The 22201-nt window shown below is 62.6% G+C and carries 17 protein-coding genes; 10 read left to right on the plus strand and 7 right to left on the minus strand.

Annotation, left to right across the window (positions count from 1 at the left end):
- The first annotated feature begins 67 nt into the window (after window positions 1-67).
- The 4 genes from artA (at window position 68) to HALLA_RS02620 (ending at window position 4613) form a co-directional block, all read left to right on the plus strand.
- Window positions 68-1111: an archaeosortase A gene (gene artA, locus HALLA_RS02605; protein WP_084568909.1), complete on the plus strand. Its 1044-nt coding sequence runs from the start codon at window positions 68-70 to the stop codon at window positions 1109-1111.
- Entirely contained in the window at window positions 1098-1799 is a 702-nt protein-coding gene (locus tag HALLA_RS02610; protein ID WP_049953983.1) for a metallophosphoesterase, read from the plus strand. The genes artA and HALLA_RS02610 overlap by 14 nt, the downstream gene beginning before the upstream one ends.
- Before the next feature lie 60 nt (window positions 1800-1859).
- Window positions 1860-2738 carry a gluconate 2-dehydrogenase subunit 3 family protein gene (locus HALLA_RS02615; protein WP_049951927.1) on the plus strand — a complete coding sequence of 293 codons (879 nt, stop codon included), beginning with the start codon at window positions 1860-1862 and terminating at the stop codon, window positions 2736-2738.
- A gap of 105 nt (window positions 2739-2843) precedes the next feature.
- A complete protein-coding gene (locus tag HALLA_RS02620; RefSeq protein WP_049951928.1) occupies window positions 2844-4613 on the plus strand; it encodes a GMC family oxidoreductase in 1770 nt (589 codons plus the stop codon).
- A gap of 88 nt (window positions 4614-4701) precedes the next feature.
- On the opposite strand, the gene HALLA_RS02625 is transcribed toward HALLA_RS02620, so the two are convergent.
- Window positions 4702-5283, minus strand: coding sequence for a hypothetical protein (locus tag HALLA_RS02625; protein WP_049951929.1), 582 nt, complete (start codon window positions 5281-5283; stop codon window positions 4702-4704).
- A gap of 209 nt (window positions 5284-5492) precedes the next feature.
- Here HALLA_RS02625 and HALLA_RS02630 point away from each other — a divergent pair, with 209 nt between their 5' ends.
- Window positions 5493-6287, plus strand: coding sequence for an N-acyl homoserine lactonase family protein (locus tag HALLA_RS02630; RefSeq protein WP_049951930.1), 795 nt, complete (start codon window positions 5493-5495; stop codon window positions 6285-6287).
- 18 nt (window positions 6288-6305) lie between these two features.
- Here the strand turns inward: HALLA_RS02630 and HALLA_RS02635 are convergent, their stop codons facing one another.
- The 3 genes from HALLA_RS02635 to HALLA_RS02645 all read right to left on the minus strand — a co-directional run bounded on the left by HALLA_RS02635 (window position 6306) and on the right by HALLA_RS02645 (window position 11045).
- Entirely contained in the window at window positions 6306-7286 is a 981-nt protein-coding gene (locus HALLA_RS02635) for an MBL fold metallo-hydrolase (protein WP_049951931.1), read from the minus strand.
- 140 nt (window positions 7287-7426) lie between these two features.
- Complete coding sequence (gene gatB, locus HALLA_RS02640) at window positions 7427-8911, minus strand: Asp-tRNA(Asn)/Glu-tRNA(Gln) amidotransferase subunit GatB (protein ID WP_049951932.1); 1485 nt, start codon at window positions 8909-8911, stop codon at window positions 7427-7429.
- Window positions 8912-8969: 58 nt separating this feature from the next.
- Entirely contained in the window at window positions 8970-11045 is a 2076-nt protein-coding gene (locus HALLA_RS02645) for an AMP-binding protein (protein ID WP_049951933.1), read from the minus strand.
- Window positions 11046-11592: 547 nt separating this feature from the next.
- Here HALLA_RS02645 and HALLA_RS02655 point away from each other — a divergent pair.
- The 4 genes from HALLA_RS02655 (at window position 11593) to HALLA_RS02670 (ending at window position 18411) form a co-directional block, all read left to right on the plus strand.
- On the plus strand, window positions 11593-11928 hold the full coding sequence (locus HALLA_RS02655) for a DUF7518 family protein (protein WP_049951935.1): 336 nt from the start codon (window positions 11593-11595) through the stop codon (window positions 11926-11928).
- A gap of 123 nt (window positions 11929-12051) precedes the next feature.
- A complete protein-coding gene (gene smc, locus HALLA_RS02660; protein ID WP_049951936.1) occupies window positions 12052-15624 on the plus strand; it encodes a chromosome segregation protein SMC in 3573 nt (1190 codons plus the stop codon).
- Window positions 15617-16651 carry a segregation and condensation protein A gene (locus HALLA_RS02665; RefSeq protein ID WP_049951937.1) on the plus strand — a complete coding sequence of 345 codons (1035 nt, stop codon included), beginning with the start codon at window positions 15617-15619 and terminating at the stop codon, window positions 16649-16651. Before smc ends, HALLA_RS02665 begins: the two co-directional genes overlap by 8 nt.
- A gap of 350 nt (window positions 16652-17001) precedes the next feature.
- The gene (locus HALLA_RS02670; protein ID WP_049951938.1) at window positions 17002-18411 is read left to right on the plus strand and encodes a GntP family permease; all 1410 of its coding nucleotides are present in this window, start codon (window positions 17002-17004) and stop codon (window positions 18409-18411) included.
- A gap of 162 nt (window positions 18412-18573) precedes the next feature.
- On the opposite strand, the gene HALLA_RS02675 is transcribed toward HALLA_RS02670, so the two are convergent.
- Together HALLA_RS02675 and HALLA_RS02680 are read right to left on the minus strand one after the other, a co-directional pair.
- A complete protein-coding gene (locus tag HALLA_RS02675; protein ID WP_049951939.1) occupies window positions 18574-18966 on the minus strand; it encodes a DoxX family protein in 393 nt (130 codons plus the stop codon).
- Complete coding sequence (locus HALLA_RS02680) at window positions 18967-20013, minus strand: WD40/YVTN/BNR-like repeat-containing protein (RefSeq protein WP_049951940.1); 1047 nt, start codon at window positions 20011-20013, stop codon at window positions 18967-18969.
- 239 nt (window positions 20014-20252) lie between these two features.
- Between HALLA_RS02680 and HALLA_RS02685 the strand changes: the two genes are divergently transcribed.
- Window positions 20253-21254 carry a TatD family hydrolase gene (locus HALLA_RS02685; RefSeq protein WP_049951941.1) on the plus strand — a complete coding sequence of 334 codons (1002 nt, stop codon included), beginning with the start codon at window positions 20253-20255 and terminating at the stop codon, window positions 21252-21254.
- A 52-nt stretch (window positions 21255-21306) separates the two neighbouring features.
- Here the strand turns inward: HALLA_RS02685 and HALLA_RS02690 are convergent, their stop codons facing one another.
- Window positions 21307-22194: a fumarylacetoacetate hydrolase family protein gene (locus HALLA_RS02690; protein ID WP_049951942.1), complete on the minus strand. Its 888-nt coding sequence runs from the start codon at window positions 22192-22194 to the stop codon at window positions 21307-21309.
- Window positions 22195-22201 lie beyond the last annotated feature (7 nt).

Raw genomic sequence — 22201 nt, forward strand, 5'->3', positions numbered from 1 at the left:
ACGACAGACAGGTCCGCTCCCCTTTCGTCAAGTTGATAGCGCGAGAGTCCGTCACGTCGACCTGACTATGTCGTCTCTCCCCGCGACGACCGTTTCTCCGTCGGCCGGTGCGCTCGACTCGAGCGCCGCCCTCGCGACCGCGACTCCGGCGTCGATCGCGTCGACGATCACGGACCTTTCGCAGACGACGGTCGTCGGATCGCTCACGGTCGTTAATCTCCTCGCGTGGGCGTCGATCGGTATCTTCGCGCTGGCGTTCGTTCTCGAGTGGCGCGGCGAGATCGTTCCGGCCCGGAACGTCGCCGCGGCGGCCTGGGCGCTTTTCGGCTGCTTCTGGTTGCTGATGGCACCGCACTACTACTACGAGATACAGAGTCCGCTGCAGACGTTCCTCTCGATCGCTGCGCTTCCGCTGTGTTCCTACACCGCCTATCTCCTCATCAACGGTCGGACGTCGTTACTGATCCTCTCGAAGGCGGTCGCGATCATGGGGCTGATCTATCTCCCCGCGGAGACGATTCCGTTCGTCCGCCGGTGGCTGATCGAGACGACCGCCGCACAGACCCACTACGGGATGGAACTGCTCGGGTACAGTCCGGGGATCATCGAGGGGAGCGCCGGCTACGAGAGCAAGTTCGGTTTCGACCCCGACGAAACCGTCACGGGTCGAACGACCTACATCGTCATGGCCTGTACGGGCCTCGGTAGCATGGCGATTTTCGGCGGCCTCATCGGGGCCGTGAAAGCGCCGCTCAAGCGCAAGGCCGCGGCCTTCGCCGTCGCCATCGGCGTCATCTGGTTTCTCAACCTGATCCGGAACGTCTTCATCGGACTCGCCTCGCCGTGGGGCTGGTTCCAGTACGACCCGATCGTCCACGTCCTGACGACGTACCTGGGCGCGGAGGCGGATCGCGTCTCCTATCTCGTCGCGCACAACTATATCTCCCAGTTCGGATCGGTCGTCGCACTCCTGGCGATCGCCTACCTCCTCATCAGGGTCCTCCCCGAGATCCTCGAGCCGCTCGAGGAGGTGCTCTTTATCCTCTCGGGGACCGAGTACGACCTCGAGGAGGCCGTCGACGTAGAAACCCCCGCAGATGGTGACGACTGAATTCACCCTCGCCTCGCGGTCGGTGTACCTTTCGGACGCGGACGCGCTCGTCCTCGCGGATCTCCACCTCGGCAAAGGCGCTGCCTCGAGCGTCGACGCACCGCTCGAGGCGGGCGAGGACAGCGTCTCTCGTCTGGACCGCCGACTCGCGGCGTGTGACCCATCGACGGTCGTGATCGCGGGCGATCTGTTGGATTCCTTCGACGGGGTTCCACGCGGCGTCGAGTCCGATTTGGGCGAAATCCGTGATATCGTCGCGGGGGTCGGGGCGTCGCTCGTCGTGACCCCCGGGAACCACGACACGATGCTCAGGGAAATTTACGACGGCACCGCACCCGAGGAGTACCGACTCGCGGACGGCGAGACGGTGGTCTGTCACGGCCACGACGCGCCCGAATCGACCGCCGAACGGTACATTATCGGGCACGATCATCCTGCGATCTCGATCGACGGGCGGAAACTGCCCTGTTTCCTCTACGGTCCCGGCGCGTACGACGGAGCGGACGTGCTCGTCTGTCCGGCGTTCACCCGACTCGCCCGCGGTGCGACGGTAAACGGCATGCGCGGGCGGCACTTTCAGTCGCCGCTGGTTCCTGACAGCGACGGCTTTCATCCCGCCGTCCGCGACGAGGCGGGCGCTGAGACGCTCTGGTTCCCGCCGCTCGGGGAGTGTCGTCAGCTCCTGTAACGGCGATTGCATTCGTCTGCAGGGAACCGTGTTAACTCCCGGTTCGGGGTGGGACTGGCCATGTCGGAGCACGAACCGACATTCGACTTCACGAGGCGGGAAGCCATGGTCGCCGGCGGGACGTTCCTCGGAGCGAGCGTCGTGGCGCGGCGGGCGATGGCCTCGAGCGAGGAGTTCTCGCTCCAGGACGTCGAGGAAGCCGAATTAGACGAACAGGGATTACAGTACTTCACGATCGCGCAGGGCGAGATGGTCCACGACCTGGCGGGGCGGATCTATCCGTCCGACGATAACGGCCCGGGCGCGAAGGAGGTGGGCGTCGTTTTCTTCATCGATCGACAGATGAATCAGGATTGGGGCCAGGGCGATCGCTGGTACATGGAAGGGCCGTTCGCCGGTATCGATCCGCCGGAGCCGTTCGACGAGGACCCTGATGAGGGCGATGGCGACGAGGACGCCGACGCTCAGGCGGAAGACGTCCAGGTCGAGTGGGCCCAACAGGAGCCGGCCGAGACCCAGGGCTGGCAGTACGCGATGACGCCCGCTGAGGCTTATTCGTACTCGCTGACGGCTATCGAGGAGTACTGCCAAGCGGAGTACGACGAGAGCTTCGTCGACCTCGACGGCGACCAGCAAGACGAGGTGGTCGGAGCCCTCGAGGAAGACGAGATCGACACCTTCGAGGCGATCGACCCGAGCGCGTTCTTTCTGCTCTTGCGCGAGAACACGCTCGAGGGAATGTTCGCCGATCCGATGTACGGCGGCAACCAGGAGATGGTCGGCTGGCGGCTGAAAAACTTCCCCGGTACGCCCGGCGCGCTTGGAAGTTTTCGGAGCGAGATACAGAACGAGGAGTACATCGAAATCGACGAACCTCGAAGCATCGGCGACGACGTCGAAGAGATGGGACTCGATGCCGACGGTGATATGGAGGAGTGAGAGAGCTGGAAACTGCTCGAGAGACGGAATGTACGCACCAACGGGACCATCCGAGCGGCATAGAGCACTGAGAGACAGCGCAACTGGGTACGAAAACACGATACAATGGTAGAAGAACTCGATCCCGTCGACGTGGTCACCGTCGGCGTGGGCTGGACCGGCGGCATAATCGCGAAAGAACTTGCACAGGCGGACTACGAGGTGGTCGGCTTAGAGCGAGGGGGCGACGTGGAGACCGAGGATTTCCTGACGGCACACGACGAACTGGGCTACGCGCTGCGATACAAGTTGATGCAGGACCTCTCGCGGGAGACGATCACCTTTCGACACGAACCGGAAGATACGGCGCTCCCGATGCGCCGGTACGGCGCGTTCCTCCCCGGGACTGGCGTGGGCGGTGCCGGCGTCCACTGGAACGGCGTCACCTGGCGATTCCTCCCCTACGACTTCGAGATCGAATCGCGGACGATCGGCGAGTACGGCGAGGAAGCGATTCCCGAGGAGATGCACCTCCAAGACTGGGGGATCAGCTACGAGGAACTCGAGCCCTACTTCGACGAGTTCGAACGAATGGCCGGCATCTCCGGCGCCGCCGGCAACATCGACGGTGAGATTCAAGACGAGGGAAACCCCTACGAGGGGCCGCGTTCGCGGGACTATCCGCTCCCGCCGATGATGGAGACGCCGGCGCTCGAGGTGTTTCGCGAGGGAGCCGAGGCGGCCGGGTACGAGCCGTTCATGCAACCGTCGGCGAACCTCTCGGAACCGTACGAGAACACGGATGGCGTCCAATTGGGTGCCTGCGAGTACTGCGGGTACTGCGAGCGGTTCGGCTGCGAGTGGGGGGCAAAATCGTCTCCGATCATCACGGTGCTCCCCGTCGCAGAAGAGACCGGGAACTTCGAGCTTCGAACCCACTCGAACGTGACCCAACTCCTCTACGACGAGGACGAACGGGAGGTCACCGGCGTTCGGTACGTCGACACGCAGACGAATACGGTCTATCACCAGCCCGCCGATGTAGTCGCGTTGACGGCGTACGTTCTGAACAACGTTCGATTGCTGTTGCTCTCGGAAATCGACGAGCCGTACGATCCGGAGACCGGCGAGGGCGTCGTCGGAAAGAACTACTGCTACCAGAACTTCGGCGGGCAAGCGACCGGGTTCTTCGACGACGAAGAGTGGAATCTGTACATGGGTGCTGGCGCACTCGGGGTCGCGTTCGACGACATCAACGGCGACAACTTCGATCACGAGGAACTCAACTTCCTTCACGGCGGATCCGTCTCGCTCAGCCAGACCGGAGAGCGTCCGATCGCCAACAATCCCGTTTCAGAGGACACCCCCTCGTGGGGATCGGAGTTCAAAGAAGAGAGCCTCGAGTACAACCACAGTTCGCTCTCCATCTCGTGTCAGGGGGCCGTGTTGCCGTACCAGGACAACTACCTCGACCTCGATCCGAACTACACGGACGACTACGGGCAGCCACTGTTGCGAATGACCTTCGATTGGCACGATCAGGATTACGCGCTCTCTGCGTACGCGGCTGACGTCTGCGAGGAAGTGATGCAGGAGATGGGCGCGGACACCGTCGAAGCGAGCGACGGACTCGAGGGGAGTTTCGACATCACCCCCTACCAGTCGACGCACAATACCGGCGGGGCGATCATGGGTACAGATCCCGACGAGTCGGTCGTAAACAACTATCTACAGGCCTGGCAGGCGCACAATCTCTTTATCCCCGGCGCGTCGGCGTTTCCGCACAACAGCGGGTACAACCCGACCGGAACGGTAGGGGCGCTCGCCTACCGCGCCGCGGAGGGAATCGAGGACTACCTCGAGAGTCCGGCACTGCTGGCGGAGCCAGAAACGTAGTCCCGCCCGTTCGCCGAAAAATGCCAAACCGGATGCGTCGTCAGCGACGACGGTCCATTGCCGGATCGGTCGTCTCTCGAGATTCGAATCAGTTTGTCGAATCGGTTTCTGACCGCTCGTCTTTCAATGACGGCTCGTCTTCGGTCGTTATCTTTTCGACCTTCTCTTCGACAGTCTCGTCTACTTTTTCTTCGACCGTTTCATCCACCGTTTCGACGACCTTCTCGTCGACCGTTTGATCGACGGTTTCTTCGACCTTTTCCTCGACAGTCTCGTCAACCTTCTCTTCGACCGTTTCGTCGACTTTCTCGTCGACGGTCTCGTCTACGGTTTGGTCGACCTTTTGATCGACCTTCTCGTCGACCGTCTCTTCGACCTCTTCCGTTCGGGGGCGTCGATCGACGCGCTCGTTGACCGTCTCGAGTTTGTCGATAACCTCGTCGACCTCTCGAGTGAGCGTGTCTTCGACGTTCTGGGTAACCTCCGCGGTCATCCATTCGGGATCGAACCGGGCCATCTTCCAGACGACGTGGATGACGTAGGAGATCAACACGCCGAGACCGAACGCGACGCCCACCTCCGTCCCGATGATGTTGATCAGTGCGATCGAAATGAAGATCATCACGCCGTAGGCGAGGTCGACCAGAAAATCGACCCGGGACGGGTTCACGCGTTACCACCGTGCATCGAAAATCCGCGTATCATATTCAAGGAAATACCTCTTATCGCTAGTTGTCCCTCGAGCGGTTAATAGTCATGCGTTCGCTGGCGTCGGCAGGAGGGGATCGGTATTCACCAACCGCCTTCGCGCCGCCGACTCAACCCGCCCGATAGTTTCGACACGCCCACGTATTTCAGCCAGGCACCCGTCGTCGAGGTATGGTCGACGCGAACGTTCAGTTGATAGAGCGCGGCACGATCACGACCGACGCCAACAACATCCTCGAGGGCCACACGCTCGGGTCGGCGGCCGATCCCGACCCCGAGACGGTGATGGTCGACGGCCCGGTGTACAACCTCGTCATCGAGCATCCGGCGGGGACGATCCTCTGGGATACGGGCTCGCACCCTGACGCGGATTCGGGCCACTGGCCCGCCGAACTGTACGAGGCCTTCGAGCACACCGGATTGCGCCCGCTCGAGGACGACCTCGCGGCGGCCGGATTTGCCGTCGACGACATCGACTACGTGATTCAGACGCACTTACACCTCGATCACGCCGGCGGGCTCTACGCCTTCGAGGGGACCGACACGCCGATTTTCGTCCACGAACGCGAGTTGAAGTTCGCCTACTACAGCGCCAAAACGGATGCGGGAGACGACGCCTACCTCACCGGTGACTTCGACCGAGACCTCAACTGGCGAATCGTTCACCGCGAGCGCGAACAGCGCTTTGCCGACCTCGAGTTCCTCCACCTTCCCGGGCACACGCCCGGTTTGCTCGGCGTTCGACTCGACCTTGAGGGCGTCGGTACCGTGATCCTCGCGGGCGATCAGGCCTACACCCGAGAAAACTACGACGACGGTCGTCCCATGGGCGGCGAACTCCTCTGGAGCAAACGCGCCTGGACCGAGAGCCGGCGGTTCCTCGAGGACGAGCAGCGCCGAAGCGACGCGATCGTCCTCTGTGGACACGACGAGCGCGACCTCGAGACGATTCGTACCGAACTCTGATCCACCGGCTCGTATCGGTTAGTTCGTCCCCGCCGTCGACACCACCGACTCGAGGTCGACATCGCCGGCGGTGAGCCGATACTCGCCGTCGTCGACCGCAGCCACCCCTTCGTGGACGAGGTGGTCGAGGTGTGCGAACGCCTCGCCGGGGCCGTGGACGATGTGAATCCCCTCGAGTTCGCCGAAGAGTTCGGCGCTGACGGTCCAGGGGTCGGCAGGACCGTGTTCCTCGAGGACGGCGATGACGCGCTCCGTTCGTTCGCGGTGGTGATCGATGATCGTCAGCGCCCGCTCGGTCGGCTTTTCGATCGGATCGCGGTGGCCGGGCCAGACGCGGTCGTAGTCCCGGTCGGCGAGCGACCGGAGCGTCTCGAGGTACGTTTCGAGCGGTCGCTCGACGCGAACGTCCGCCCCGCCGACGTTGGGCGTGTAGACCGGAAGGATCACGTCGCCGACGAAGGCCTCGTCGCGGCCCGCGATTTCGAAACAACACAGCCCCAGCGCGTGGCCGGGCGCGTGAACCGTCTCGAGGGTATGCCCGCCGACCTCGAGGGTGTCGCCGTCTTCGATCGGCGTCACGGTCGGGTGCGTTTCGTTCAATCCGGTGACCGCCTCGACGACGCCCAGCAGCTCCTCGCGTTTCGACGCGGGGATTCCCCACGTCTGGAGGTACTCCCGGCGGCGCTCGTCAAGCGCGGCGGTCGCCTCGTCGTCGCCTTCGACGATCGGCGCGTCGGCTTCGTGGACGTAGACGGTCGCGTCGCTTTCGGCCTGCACTTCGCCCGCGAGTCCGGCGTGATCGGTGTGAAAGTGCGTGAGCACGATATCGTCGACGTCCGAGAACTCGTAGCCGTACTCGGCTAATCCCTCCCGGAGGTCCTCGCGAACCTCGGTCGTCGCGATACCCGTGTCGACGAGCGCGAGGTCGTCCCCGTCGTGTAAGACGTAGGCGTTGTTCTCCCCCTCGAACTCGTCGTTCCCCAGCGTGATTCGATCCATGATTCCAAGACACACAGTCCCGGCTATTAACCGACGCGATTGCGGAACTGGGGTTCCGCGAACTCGGGAATCGACCGGTCGGCAGGACACGATCTCCCCTCGGAAAAACAGATCTCGCAGCCTCGAGATTCGCTCCCGAATTAGTCCTCGAGTTCTGCGCGCAACAGCTGATTCACGTCGCCCGGATCGGCGCTGCCGCCGGTCTTTTGCATGACCTGCCCGACGAGGAAGTTGATCGCGCCGTCGTCGCCGCTCTCGTAGTCCGCGACGGCGTCGGGGTTCTCTTCGATAGCCTCGACGACGGCAGACTGCACCTCGTCGTCGTCGGTCTTGCCGAGTCCCGCCTCCTCGACGATCGTATCCGGATCCTTCCCCTCGTCGAGCATGTCTCGAAGTACCGTCTCGCGGGCGTTTTTCGCCGTGATCTCGTCTTCGGCGACGAGTTCGACGAGTCGGGTAACCTCCTCGAGTCGATCCGCGATGTCCGTGATTTCCATGTCGCGATAGTTCAGTTCGCCGAGCAGGTTGTCCGCGACCCACGTCGCCGCCAGATCGGGGTCGAACTCGCCGGCGACCGACTCGTAGAAGTCCGCGACCTGCTTGGTCGAGGTGAGCTTCGAGGCCGCCTCCTCGCTCAGTCCGTATTCGGACTGGAACCGCTCGCGTCGAGCGGTCGGCAGTTCGGGGATCGAAATCTCGTCCTTCCAGTGAGAGACCCGAAGCGGGGGGAGATCGGCCTCTTCGAAGTATCGGTAGTCCTTTTCCTCCTCCTTCGAGCGCATCGAGACCGTAATTCCGCGGCTCTCGTCCCAGTGGCGGGTCTCTTGCTCGACCACGCGGCCGCGCTCGATGGCGTTTTTCTGTCGGGTCTCCTCGTAGGCTAAGGCTTTCTCCGCGCCCTTGTGACTCGAGATGTTCTTGACCTCCGTCCGGTTTGCGGCCTCGAGCGCGTCGACGCCGATTTCGCCGTTCTCGTCGGCCGCCTCGCCCTCGATGATCGAGAGGTTGGCGTCGATTCGCAGGCTGCCGTCCCGGCCCGCGTCGAAGACGCCGAGGTACTCGAGCACTTCCTCGAGTTCGGCGAGGAAGGCCCGCACTTCCGAGGCGCTTCTGAAGTCGGGTGCCGTGACGATTTCCATGAGCGGCGTGCCCGCCCGGTTGTAGTCAACCAGGGTGTAGTCCGCGCTGTCGATGCTGCCGCCGACGTGCTGGAGGCTGCCGGGGTCTTCCTCGAGGTGTGCGCGTTCGATGCGGACGTCCCGGCGCTCGCCTTCGACCGCGATCTCGAGTTCGCCCTCCTGACAGATCGGCTCGTCGTACTGGGTGATCTGGAAGTTCTTCGGCAGGTCAGGGTAGTAGTAGTTCTTCCGGTGAAAGCGGGTCTCCTCGGGGATGTCGGCGTCGATGGCTTTCCCGATCTTGACCGCGGCCTCGACGGCTCCCTCGTTCAGCACCGGCAACGCGCCGGGGAGTCCGAGACAGACGGGACAGACGTTCTCGTTGGGGTCGTCGGCCGGCTCGGTCGAACAGCGACAGAAGATCTTCGTGTCGGTTTCCAGCTGGACGTGGACCTCGAGGCCGATGACGGTGACGAGGTCGCCCCGCTGGACGGTCTGGGCAGTCATTGCTCCTCGATTCGACCCGGCGGGGGTAAAGCGTAACGGGATCTGGACGGCGGTTTTCCTATCGCGCTTGCTCGAGTTCCTTGAGCGCGCCGGGATTCTCGATACTGTCCATGTCGCCGAGTTCCTCGCCCGCGTAGGTCGCCTCGATGGCTCGGCGGATGATCTTCCCCGACTGGGTTTTGGGGAATTCGTCGACGAAGCGGATCTCTCTGGGTCGGAAGGGCTTCCCGAGTTCGTCGCCGACCTGCTCGCGAAGCCGGTCGCGCAACTCGTCGCTCTCCGCCACGCCGTCGCCGACGATGACGTACGCGACGACGGCGGTCCCGGTCGTCTCGTCGGGGACGCCCACCGCGGCGGCCTGGGTGACTGCCTCGTGGTCGATCAACGCGCCTTCGACTTCGGCCGGGCCGACCTTCCGCCCGGCCACGTTCAGCGCGTCGTCGGCCCGGCCGTGGAGGAACCAGAAACCGTCCGCGTCCACCTGCGCCCAGTCGCCGTGGTTCCACAGCGGCGGGTCCGCGAACGTCGACCAGTACTCCTCGAGATACCGGTCGTCGCCCGACCAGAGCGATTTGGTCATCGAGGGACAGGAGTCTCGAGCGACGAGGAAGCCGCGTTCGTGGTCGTCTCTGACCGACTCGCCCATGGCGTCGACGATGTCGATGTCCATCCCGAGTCCAGGTCCGCCGAGCGTGCAAGGTTTCAGGGGCTCGGTCGGCATCGGCATCAGAAAACAGCCGCAGATTTCGGTGCCCCCGGAGATGTTGATGATCGGGCACTCGCCGCCGCCGACGTTATCGTAGAACCAGCGCCAGGATTCGGGGTCCCACGGCTCGCCCGTCGACCCCAGAATTCGCAGCGAGGAGAGATCGTGGCCCTCGAACCAGTCGTCGTCTCCGGCTCCGACGGAGCCGGATGGCTCGTCAGACGTAGTCTGACGTTCGCCGTGCTTTCGCAGTGCGCGAATCGCGGTCGGTGAGATGCCAAAGTGGGTGATCTCGTGCCGGTCGATCAGCTCCCAGAACCGATCCGGGTTCGGGTAGTCGGGCGCGCCCTCGTACATGAAGACGGTGCCACCGAAGGTGTGGACGCCGATCAGCGACCACGGCCCCATCATCCAGCCGATGTCAGAGACCCAGAAGAATCGGTCGGCGGGCTCGAGATCGAACCCGAAGTGCAGTTCCTTCGCACACTGCACCTGGACGCCCGCGTGGGTGTGGACGATTCCCTTCGGCGTCCCCGTCGTTCCCGAGGAGTACAGCAACATCGACTCCCGACCCGACTCGAGCGATTTCGTCTCGTACTCGTCGCTCGCGGTCTCGACGGCGTCGACCCACCACTCGTCGCGCTCGTCGGTCCACGGAATCTCGTGTTCTGCCTTCGGATCGCTCGAGCCGAGGCGGTCGAAGACGATCGTCCGCTCGACGTGGCCGACCTGCTCGATCGCCGCGTCGGCAGTGGACTTGAGAAAGACCGGCTTCCCCCGCCTGAGAAAGCCGTCGCCGGTGAACAGGAACGAACACGCGGCGTCGTCGATTCGCGTCGCGACGGCGTCGACGCCGAACCCGGAGAAGATCGGCACCGCGATCGCGCCGACCTTGAAACAACCGTAGAGGATCGGTACGACCTCCGGCACCATCGGCATGTACAGGCCGACGGTGTCGTCCGTCTCGATTCCGCGCTCCTCGAGTGCGTTGGCGACCTGATTCGCCCGCCGCCGGAGTTCCTGATAGGTCATCTGCCGGCATTCACCGTCTTCGCCCTCCCAGATCGTCGCGACCCGATTTCGGGCGGGTTCGCCGACCGCCGCGTGGCGGTCGACCGTGTTGTGCGCGATATTTAGTTCGCCGCCCGGATACCACTCCGTGAACTGCGGGCCGTCGCTGTCGTCTCTTACCTCGTCGTAGGGGTCGAAAAACTCGATCTCGAGGTAGTCGACGAGTTCGTCCCAGAACCAGTCGACGCCGCTTTCCTCGACCCCCTCGAGGTCGGTTGTCGTCCGTTCGACCAACTCGTCGTAGTCGTCGATTCCGTACGTCTGCATAAATTCGTAGACGTTCGTGGACTCGACGAACTCCTGGCTGGGTTCGTGGACGACGTCGTCGACGTCCTCGAGGGCGGGTTCCTCTGGCATAGTCACTCGAACATACGAGTCATGTTATCATCAAACTGGAGGTCGCCTCGAAGCTCGGCTACTACGAGACGCCCCGGCAGTGACTGCCTGCGTCGCGTACGGACGCTGGTGTGGTCCGTTCGACAAGGATTCAGAAGTCGGTAAACTCGGATCTATCCCTCAGGAATTCAGGTGGTCGCGAGAAATCGCAGAATAATCGTCGAAGCAATGAAAAAACTCGTGACTGCAATCACAACCAGTACGACACCGGCCCAACCGTCCAAAAGAATCGCACCGAAGAATCCTATCGTAACGGAGAATACTGAGAGTAACAGTAGGTGTGTGTTCTCATCCATCCATCCATCAGACATGGCGGATATTCCTATTGGTTGCCGGATATAGTTATACCCGATCAGGGCAGGGGAGTGGCGAGGAAGCAAGTCTTCCTGTATCCGGATAGCGAATCCGAGTGCAAAACGCGCCCGGTCCACGCGCGTTCGCGCTAATTAACAGAAACAATATCATTGTCTGACGTACGTTTATGTGTCCGGACCAACCGCTAGTTGGTATGTCGAAAAACCGCGTCGAGAAGCTGGAATCGACGGTTGCGGAACTCGAGTCGACGGTCGAAGGGCTCACCGAAGAACTGGTCGAATCGAAAGAGCGGATCCGAATCCTCGAAGCCGAACTGGACACGGAGACCCCGACGCGAGCGGCTTCGAGACGCTCGAGTCGATCGGACGAGTCGTCGGCGTCGGAGATGATCGACGCCGAAGCCGAAGCCGAGGCCGACACCGACGCTAGCTCGAGTCAGGCGACCGAAGCCGACCTCGAGGAGGAGACGGCCGATTCGAGCGAGGACGAAGCGGAAGACTCAGGGACCGACGACATTATTGTCGCATAACAGCAGATTCCCGCGACCGTTCGCGTGCTGTAATCACGTGACCGATCGTTCATGCGATCGACCGCCGGACAGTCACGGGGCCGGTCGCCGGGAGCGGTCAACTGATGGAGGTCTCACAAGACGATGTATATCAAGGCGCTCGTTCTGGACGGTTTCAAGAGCTTCGGCCGCAAGACGAAAATTCCGTTTTACGAGGACTTTACGGTTATCACCGGCCCGAACGGCTCCGGGAAATCGAACATCATCGACGCCGTCCTCTTCGCGCTGGGGCTCGCTCGGACCCGCGGCATCCGCGCCGAGAAGCTCACCGATCTGATCTACAATCCCGGCCACGAGGACGGCGACAACAGCGGCGGCCCGCGCGAGGCGACCGTCGAAGTCGTCCTCGACAACTCCGACGGCACCCTCGAGCGCTCGCAGGTGGTCAACGCGGCGGGCAGCGACGACGTCGGCGACTGCGAGGAGGTTCGCATCCGCCGGCGCGTCAAGGAAACCGAGGACAACTACTACTCCTACTACTATCTGAACGACCGCTCGGTCAACCTCTCGGATATTCAGGACTTACTCGCACAGGCCGGCGTCACCCCGGAAGGGTACAACGTCGTCATGCAGGGCGACGTGACCGAGATCATCAACATGACCCCCTACAACCGGCGGGGGATCATCGACGAGATCGCCGGCGTCGCCGAGTTCGACGCGAAAAAGGAAGACGCCTTCGAGGAACTCGAGGTCGTCCAGGAGCGGATCGACGAGGCCGAACTTCGGATCGAGGAAAAACGCGAACGATTGTCCCAACTCGAGGACGAGCGCCAGACCGCCCTGCGATACCGACGGCTCCGCCGCGAGAAAGAGGAGTACGAGGGCTACCGGAAGGCCAGCGAACTCGAGGAGAAACGCGAGGAACTCGAGAACGTTCAGGACCGGGTCGAGGGGCTCGAGGACGACCTCGAGGATCTCCAGCGCGAACTGGACGAACGGCAGGGGAAAGTCGTCCGCCTGCAGGAGGATCTCGAGGATTTGAACGCCGAAATCGAGCGCAAGGGCGAAGACGAGCAGCTGCGCATCAAAAGCGAGATTGAGGAGGTCAAAGGCGACATCTCCCGGCTCGAGGACAAGATCGAATCCAGCGAGGAGCAGATCGAGTCGGCCGAATCCGATCGGCGCGAGGCGTTCGTCCAGATCGACCGCAAACAGGAGCAAGTCGAGGACTTAACGAGCGAGATGCGCGAGCACAAACTCGAGAAGGCCTCCATCAAATCCGAGATTCAAGAACGCGAGACGGAACGCGAGGAGCTACAGGCCGAGATCGACGCTGTCGACACGGAGTACGACGAGGTCAAGGCCGAATTACAGGAGCGAAAGGAAACCCTCGAGGAGGAAAAAACCGAGAAGAACGACCTCCAGCGCGAGCAGGATCGCCTGCTCGACGAGGCGCGTCGGCGCTCGAACGCCATCAGCGAGAAAGAGGAGACGATCGAGGAGACCGAAGTCGAACTCCCCGAACTCGAGAGCCAGCGCTCGGACCTCGAACGCGAACTCGAGAAGGCCGAAAAGAATCGCCAGAGCATCGAGGGCGTCGTCGACGACCTCAAAGGCGAGAAACGCCGCCTACAGGACGACTTAGACGACTTAGACGACGACATTCAGGCCAAGCAGGCCGAGTACGCAGAGCTCGAGGCCAACGCGGGAGAAAGCGGCGACTCGTCGTTCGGACGCGCCGTCACGACGATTCTCAATTCGGGGATCGACGGCTTACACGGGGCGGTCGCCCAGTTAGGGACGGTGCCGGGCGAGTACGCAACGGCCTGTGAAACCGCCGCAGGTGGTCGGCTCGCGAACGTCGTCGTCGACGACGACGTGATCGGCCAGCAGTGTATCGAGTACCTCAAATCGCGCAACGCCGGCCGGGCGACGTTCCTCCCGATCACGAAGATGCGCGAGCGAAACCTGCCGAGCGCGCCCTCGGATCCGGGAATCGTCGGCTTCGCGTACAACCTCGTCGACTTCGACGACCAGTACGCCGGCATCTTCTCGTACGTCCTCGGCGACACGCTCGTCGTCGAGGATATCGAGACGGCTCGCTCGTACATGGGCGACTACCGGATGGTCACCCTCGACGGCGACCTCGTCGAGAAAAGCGGCGCGATGACCGGCGGCTCCCGAAAAGGATCGCGATACTCCTTCTCCGGCGGCGGCAAGGGCCAACTCGAGCGCGTCGCAAAGGAGATCACCGAGTTGCAGGACGAACGCGAATCGGTTCGTGAGGAGCTTCGCGGCGTCGAGGATCGACTCGACGACGCGCGAGACCGCCAGACGGACGCCAACGACGAAGTGCGGTCGATCGAGTCGAAACTCGAGGGCATCGAGGAGAGCCGGGAGGATCTCGAGGACGACATCGACCGCCTCGAGGACGAACTCGAGGAGCTACGCGAGGAGCGCGAGTCCGTCGATGAGCGGATGACCGAGATTTCGGGCGACATCGAGGACCAACAGGCCGAGATCGCGGAGATCGAGTCCGATATCGACGAACTCGAGGCCGAACTCGCGGACTCGAAGATTCCGGAACTCACGGCGCAGATCGACGACCTCGACGAGGAGATCGACGAGCGCGAGGACAAGATCGACGACCTCGACGGGAAGCTCAACGAACTCGAACTCGAGAAGCAGTACGCAGAAGACGCGATCGAGGACCTCCACGACGACATCGAGACGGCCCAGAACCGCAAGGCCGAACACGAGGAGAAGATCGAGTCGTTCGAGGAGTCCATCGAGGACAAACGCGACGTCCTCGCGGACAAACGCGAGGCGGTCGAGGAACTCGAAGAGGAGTTGACCGAACTCAAAGAAGACCGCCGCGAACTCAAAGAGGAACTCGGCGAGGCCAAGACGGCCCGCGATCAACAGCAAGATCGGGTCAACACCGTCGAGAGCAAACTCGAGGATAACCGCGAGCGGGCCGGGGACCTCGAGTGGGAACTCGAAGCGCTCGAAGAGGAGGTCGGCGACTACGATCCCGAAGACGTTCCGGACCACGAGACCGTCCTCGAGATGATCGACCTGCTCGAGGCGGACATGGAAGCCCTAGAGCCCGTGAACATGCTCGCGATCGACGAGTACGACGAGGTTCGGACCGATCTCGAGAACATCGAGGAGGGCAGGAACACGCTGGTCGAGGAGGCGGATGGCATCCGCGAGCGGATCGACCAGTACGAATCCCAGAAGAAACAGACGTTCATGGACGCCTACGAGTCGATCGCCGAGCACTTCACGGACATCTTCGAGAAGCTCTCGGAGGGGACCGGCTCGTTGCACCTCGAGAACGAGGAGGACCCGTTCGAGGACGGGCTGACGATGAAGGCCCAGCCGGGCGACAAGCCGATCCAGCGTCTGGACGCGATGTCCGGCGGGGAGAAGTCCTTGACCGCGCTCGCCTTTATCTTCGCGATCCAGCGACACAACCCCGCGCCGTTCTACGCGCTCGACGAGATCGACGCCTTCCTCGACGCGGTCAACGCAGAACGCGTCGGCCAGATGGTCGACGAACTCGCGGGCGACGCCCAGTTCGTCGTCGTCTCCCACCGTTCTGCGATGCTCGATCGCTCCGAGCGGGCGATCGGGGTGACGATGCAACAGAACAACGTGAGCGCGGTGACGGGCATCGACTTGAACAGTGAGGAGGTGCCGGCGGATGACTGACGGCGAGGGGCCGAACGAGCGTGAGTCCGAAGCCAAATCCGACTCCGCCGACGATTCGTCCGATGACGACATTCCGCTGCAGATCGCGGGTCACGAAGACCGCGACCGCTCGAGCGACCCCGGGGACGACGTTTTTTCGTTCAGCGAGGACCCATCGGATGGAGCGTCCTCAGCGGAGAGCGCCGCAGCCGATGGGTCGGCTCAGACTATCGCTGCGTCGGCGGGCGAGGATGAGGAGGAAGTCGAGCCCGTCGAACTGCTTGTCCAGCTCGCCAAGGACGGAGAGATCGACCCGTGGGACATCGATATCGTCGCGGTGACCGACAAGTTCCTCGAGGTGTTAGACGAGGCGGACCTGCGAACCTCGGGCCGGGCGCTGTTCTACGCGAGCGTTCTCCTGCGGATGAAAAGCGACGAACTGTTCGCGCCCGACGAGCCCGAAGAGGAGGAGCTCCCGCCGTGGGAGGCCCCATTCGCCGACGAGGGGCCCGTCGAGGACCACGAACCCGGCTTCGACCCCATCGAGAGCCTCGAGGCCGAGATGGACCGTCGCCTCGAGCGCAAATCCGCCCGCGGCAAGCCGGAGACCCTCGACGAACTGGTTCGCGAACTCCGTGATGCGGAACGCGGTACCTGGTGGAAAGAATCCCGAAGCTACGACACCAGCGACTCGCCGAGCGGCTACGGTCGGGGAATGCAGGAGCTGAGCTACCACTCGGGTGACGACTTCCGCGTCGACGATGAGCCGACAGCGGACGACGTGACCAACACCACCCACGAGGAGGACATCGAAGCGGTGATCGAGGACGTCGAAAGCGTGCTCGAGACCCAGTACGAAAACGGCCGGGAGGAAGTGCTCTACGCCGAGATCGACGAGACCGGCGGCTCTCGAGTCATGACCTACCTCGCACTGCTGTTTCTGGCCCACCGCGGGGCCGTGGTTCTCGAGCAGGACGAACTGTTCGGCGACCTCTGGATTCAGCGCGCTGGCGTCGAAGCCGAGCCGAGCGAAGCGATCGCGGATTAACCGTGTCACGTAGCTGTTGTGAGGGAGTCGGCTACGATAGAATGTTGGAATTTTGAATGGTGAATACAGGTATGACGTTTTTCACTAGTGACTGTTATCGGGAGATGATCTGCAATAACCTGCACGCGACTGAAGCTACCTCGAGTGAGACTAAAGCACCATACAAGCCCTGAAACGCGTGTTATGGAGGGGTTTGAAAGCGAGTGCCGGTCAAGAAGGCAAACTGGCCAGATGATGTCTGCACAAAGATACCAAAACCATCCAAATATCAGTCACATCTAATCATCCTCTTATGATATTCAAACATCATAAATATTAATAATATCAAGTTACTGGGTCCCATTCGGGATATGTTGAGTATGCCGCTCCAGGTAGTCGACTTCGCGCATAGTCCGTTGATAACGTTTCTTATTGGCCTCCTCACTGTCGTGGCGTTATTGGTGTGGTTGGATCTCCCTGCCTTTATCGGCTTGATACTCTCGGCATTTACTGTTGGCGTAGTCAATACGATCTTCGTCGACGATTTTGCTCCGGCAGATGCTGGTTCACAGGTTGCGACTGCGTTCGGGGACAACATGGCGGGCATCGGGATTCCCATCTTGATGGCGGCTGTCATCGGGAAGTCGATGCTCGAAAGCGGGGCTGCACAACGCATCATCCGGGGGTTTCAGAACGTCCTCGGGAAGGAGAACTCAGACGTATCGCTGTTAGGGAGTAGCTCCTTCCTTGCAATTCCCGTCTTCTTCGATAGCGTCTTTTACCTGATCGCGCCCCTCGCACGATCGATGCGCGCCCGCCTGGGGCGTGATTACACGCTGTTCATCGTCGTCGTCGGGGCGGGTGCAGCGACGGCGCACGTATTCGTTCCCCCGACGCCGGGTCCGTTAGCTGTCTCCGCAGAATTGGGTACTGATCTGGGTACGACGATCGCCCTCGGGATCGCGACTGCGATCCCCGTGCTCTTCGTGGGACTTCTCTACGGGCGGTGGATCAACGCCCGATTGGATATTCCGCTCCGGGACACGATGTCGACGACGACCGAGGAACTCGAAGAGGTTGCAAACAAATCGACTAGCAACCTCCCGGGCATACTCGAGTCGTCCGCTCCGGTTCTCCTCGCAGTCGTCCTCATCGCTTCGTTGACGGTTGTCGATGGCTTCCAGGAAGCGATTCCAGCGCTCGGAACCATCGAGCCGGTTGCCGTCTTCCTTGGGAATAAGAACGTCGCGCTCACGGTCGCTGCGATCGCGGCGGCGTACACCTTCATGCGGCAAAACGACCTGTCCCGCAGCGAGTGGTCCGATGAACTCACGGAAGCGCTCAAAAGCGGCGGAAACATCGCAGCGATCACCGCTGCCGGTGGTGCCTTCGGTGCACTCCTCGCGGCTTCCGGTATCGGGGACTACCTTGCGAACGGACTGGAGGGCATCGGGATCGGCCTCTTGATCACCGCCTGGTTGATCGCCGCGATCGTTCGCATCGCACAGGGATCGGCGACGGCCGCAATGTTGACCGCAGCCGGCATTATGGCACCGCTTACGGGGCAGCTACAGGTCCACCCGGCCTACATGGTGATGGTCATCGGTGCCGGTGCTAACATCTTCTCGTGGTACAACGACTCCGGCTTCTGGCTGGTGAAAGAAATCGGCGGGCTCACGCAGGTAGAGACGCTCAAAACGTGGACCGTCTTGACAACATTAATATCCGTGTCTGGGTTGTTGATCTCGCTAATCCTGTCGACGCTCGTCCCCCTCGCATAACGTCCGTGAGACGCTTTTCGATACCGCACGGAGTCACCGCGCCATACCGGCGGGGCTACGTGCGGTGGCGCGCGCTTGCTCGTGGATTCTGGGTATCTTCCCCAGCGATCCATTTGCGGGAGTAGTGAACAGGTAAGCCACTACAAAAAGACTAAATAAATTCTAGTCGTCTCGATTCGCCGCCTCGAGCAGCATGACCGCTCCTCCAAGCAAAGCGACGTTTTTCAGGAAGTTGATCTTGTTCGCCTGGCGCTGCTCGCCCTCCATGGTCCAGAAGTCGTGGATCGACGGCGTCGTCCCGAGGAAGAAGACGATGAGCGCGCCGGCCGAGGCCCGTGGGAACTTCCAGAGCAGGATTCCCAGGTTCGCCACGAACAGCATGCCGGTGACGAACGGTACGAGGAGGTCCGGGACCGGAACGCCCTTCTCTCGAGCGGCCGCGACACGCTTGTCGTTGTTTTTGAAGCCGTCGATCGCCATATACGCGAGGATGCCGCCGTAGAGCGCTCTTCCGAGGGTCGACGGCGGCTCGCTCGAGCGGGTGGAATCGGCCATTTAGATCACCTCGAGGCGGCTGACGTTCGCCTCGACGCGGCCGACCGTGTGGTACTCGCCGGTGTCGTCCCGGCGCATGAGTCGGCCCTCCACGTCGTCGCGCTGGTCGGGCACGTCGAACAGGCCCGAGCCGCAGATAACGTCGCCGTCGTAGACGTCCCAGGTTTCGACAATCTCGTGTGGTTCGCCGGGGTACGGAACTCGATCGAAATCCCGTCCGAAGTTCGTCGACTCGAACAGCGCCGCCTCGTGGTCGTCCTCGACCCAGGCCGGCGGGGCCTCCTCCCCGCCGCAGAAGAAGACGGTGCCGTCGTGGACGAACACGCACCTGATGTAGGAGAAGTCGTTCCCGGTGTCCAGACGCGTCCAGGTGTCGCCGGCGTCGGTCGTCCGGTAGAGCCCGCCCGCGCCGACCGCGTGGCCGAGTCCGAGATTCTCGAGTTCGTGGTCCAGATACCCCGTCGTCGCGAGCCAGACGTCTTCGGAGATCGGGAGGATCTGGTGAACGTCGTCGACGATGGCATCCCGTCGATCGTGCCAGGTCTGGCCCCCGTCGTTGCTCAGATGGATGCCGCCGGCCTCGACGCCGGCGATCAACCGCTCCGGACGGCCGGGGACGGCCTCGAGCGCCCGCAGTCGTGCGTAGTGGGGATCGATGGGTGACTCCCAGTGACCTCGAGACGGCAAGTCGCGAAAGCCCGTCAGTTCGGTCCACGTCCCCCCGTCGTCGACCGAGCGATAGAGGTACGGATCGTTCGTCCCCGCGTAGAGCGCTCCGTCGGCCGTCGCCAGAATCGACCACACCTCGCTTTCGCCGGCGTGCCAGAAGCGATCACCCAGCGGGACCTCGAGGTCTTCCCACGTCGTCCCGCCGTCGCGTGAGCGATACGCGCCAGTCGAGGACGCGACGAAGACGCCCTCGGCGTGGTCCCACGATTTCACGGCCGTGACCACGTCGCACTCGAGCACCCGCTCTGGTTCCCCGCGGTCGAACGGGAGGTCGTCGACCCGAAACAGGCCGTCGTCTGTACCGATCAATACTGACATATATCGTGTGTGGGATAGACACACAAATAAAGTTTTACCAGCCCGTAAAACACTACGTGCCGGCGGTCGAAAGTATACGCGACGAAACGGTGCTCGCTCGAGTAGCCGCTGGCCGCACTCGAGCGATAGACTCGACGAGCGACGATCCGACGAACCGGCCGTCAGGCCTGACGAACCGACCGTCCAGCACAGGATTCCATGACACCGCAGATCCGACGAAACAACCGCCCATACCACCCATGACACCACCAGACCCGACGAAGCGACCGACCGACGCGACGCATCTCGAGGAGGGACCAGACCTCCCGACGGAACTGCTCAACCTCCCCTGGATCGACGTCCACAACCACGCGCACACGCTCTCGTGGGAGGACAGGGAGCGTTACGCGCTCTCCGGGTGCGAGTCGATGGTGATGGTCGCCTCCGGCTACCACTGGACGCCCTACAAGCCCGTCAGGGCCAGCGACGTCCGCTTTCTCTGGGACGACGCGGTGAACCGGCGGGCGGCCATCGAGCGCGGTCACTTCTTCGAGGCGAACCTCGGACTGGGCATCCACACGGGTGTTCGCATCGAGAATCCCGACGAACTGCTCGAGGCGATGGCCGACTACTGCGATCTCGAGGAGGTCGTCGCCGTCGGCGAAACGGGCGTGACGCCCGCCCAGCACGTCGAGGCGTGGGACGTGGCCGAACAGCGCGCCGTCGTGCAGGCCCAGATGGAACTCGCGGACGCCCACGACCTCCCGGTGCTCTTGCACACCCCGAATCAGTCCGGCGATTCGAGCCGAACCTACCGGTCCGGCATCGGCGTTCCGGGCTACGAGAAGAATACGGAACTGAGTACGGAGCCGGTTCTCGAGGGCGATAATCCGGCGCTCGAGGCCGTCAAACTCGACGTGCAGGCGATGCATGGCGCGGGAATCGACGACGACCGCGTGGTCGCCTCGCACGCGGATCGAAACAACACCGACTACCTGATGGAGAACACGGACTGCTACCTGAGCTACACCATCGGCCACTCGTGGCTGATCGGCGTCGACGCCGCGGACGTCGCCGATATGATCGACGAGTACGGCCCCGATCGGATCATGATCGACACCGATTGCGCGAACGTGCTCCGGACGGATCCGTTCGCGCTGAAGCGAGCGATCTTCGAACTCTACCGGTACGGCATCGACGAGGACGCGATCCGCAAAGTCGTGCTGGAGAACCCGCGCGACGTGTTCGGTATCGGCGGCTGAGGCTCGGTATCGGCAGCTGAAGAAGTTAGTATCCCGAATCCGGGAATCCCCGCTACAGATACGCGCAGGTGTTCGTCAGTTCGCCGACCTCCTCGATACCGATGGTTACGCTGTCTCCCTCCTCGAGCAACACCGGCGGCTCCCGGTAGACGCCCACCCCCGGCGGCGTGCCGGTGAAGACCAGATCGCCCGGCTCGAGCGTGAACGCCTGACTGCAAAACGAAACCAGTTCGTCGATGCCGAAGATGAGGTTCCCGGTCGTCGACTCCTGCAGTCGCTCGCCGTTTACCTCGGCCCAGATCTCGAGGTCGTGGGGATCGTTGACCTCGTCGGTCGTCACGAGGTCCGGACCGATCGGCGCGAACGTATCGAGGCTCTTCCCGCGGACCCACTGGCCGTCGCCGTGCTGGAGGTCCCGCGCCGACACATCGTTGCCGACCAGATAACCCGCGACGTGCTCGAGCGCTTCGTCCGCGCTAACTCGACGCGCTTCGCGCCCGATCACGGCGACGAGTTCCGCCTCGTAGTCGACCTTTTCGGTGAGATCCGGATCCCAGGAGACGGTGCTCTCGGGCCCCGTAACCGCCGTCGGGAACTTCGAGAAGAGGACCGGCTCGTCCGGGATCGGGTTGTCCCCCTCCTCGGCGTGATCGCGGTAGTTGAGCCCGACGCAGACGACCTTGTTCGGGTCGCTAATCGGCTCGAGTCGCGTCACTTCGTCGGCGTCGTACGCGCCCGTTCCCGTCTCCGTTGCGTACTCGAGGGCGAGTTCGGCCTTCCGTCGCCACCGCCAGTCGGCGAGGAGGTCTGTCGTCGCTCGAGGTATCCCGATGCCGGCGCTCGAGCCCGCTTCGGAGAGGCTGATGACGGTCCCGTCGGTCGTCGATACGCCACACCACGGTTGGCTCGCATCCGTCGTTCGATATTGTCCGATTCGCATATGTGGG

The organism is Halostagnicola larsenii XH-48 (assembly GCF_000517625.1).
Taxonomy (GTDB): Archaea; Halobacteriota; Halobacteria; order Halobacteriales; family Natrialbaceae; genus Halostagnicola; species Halostagnicola larsenii.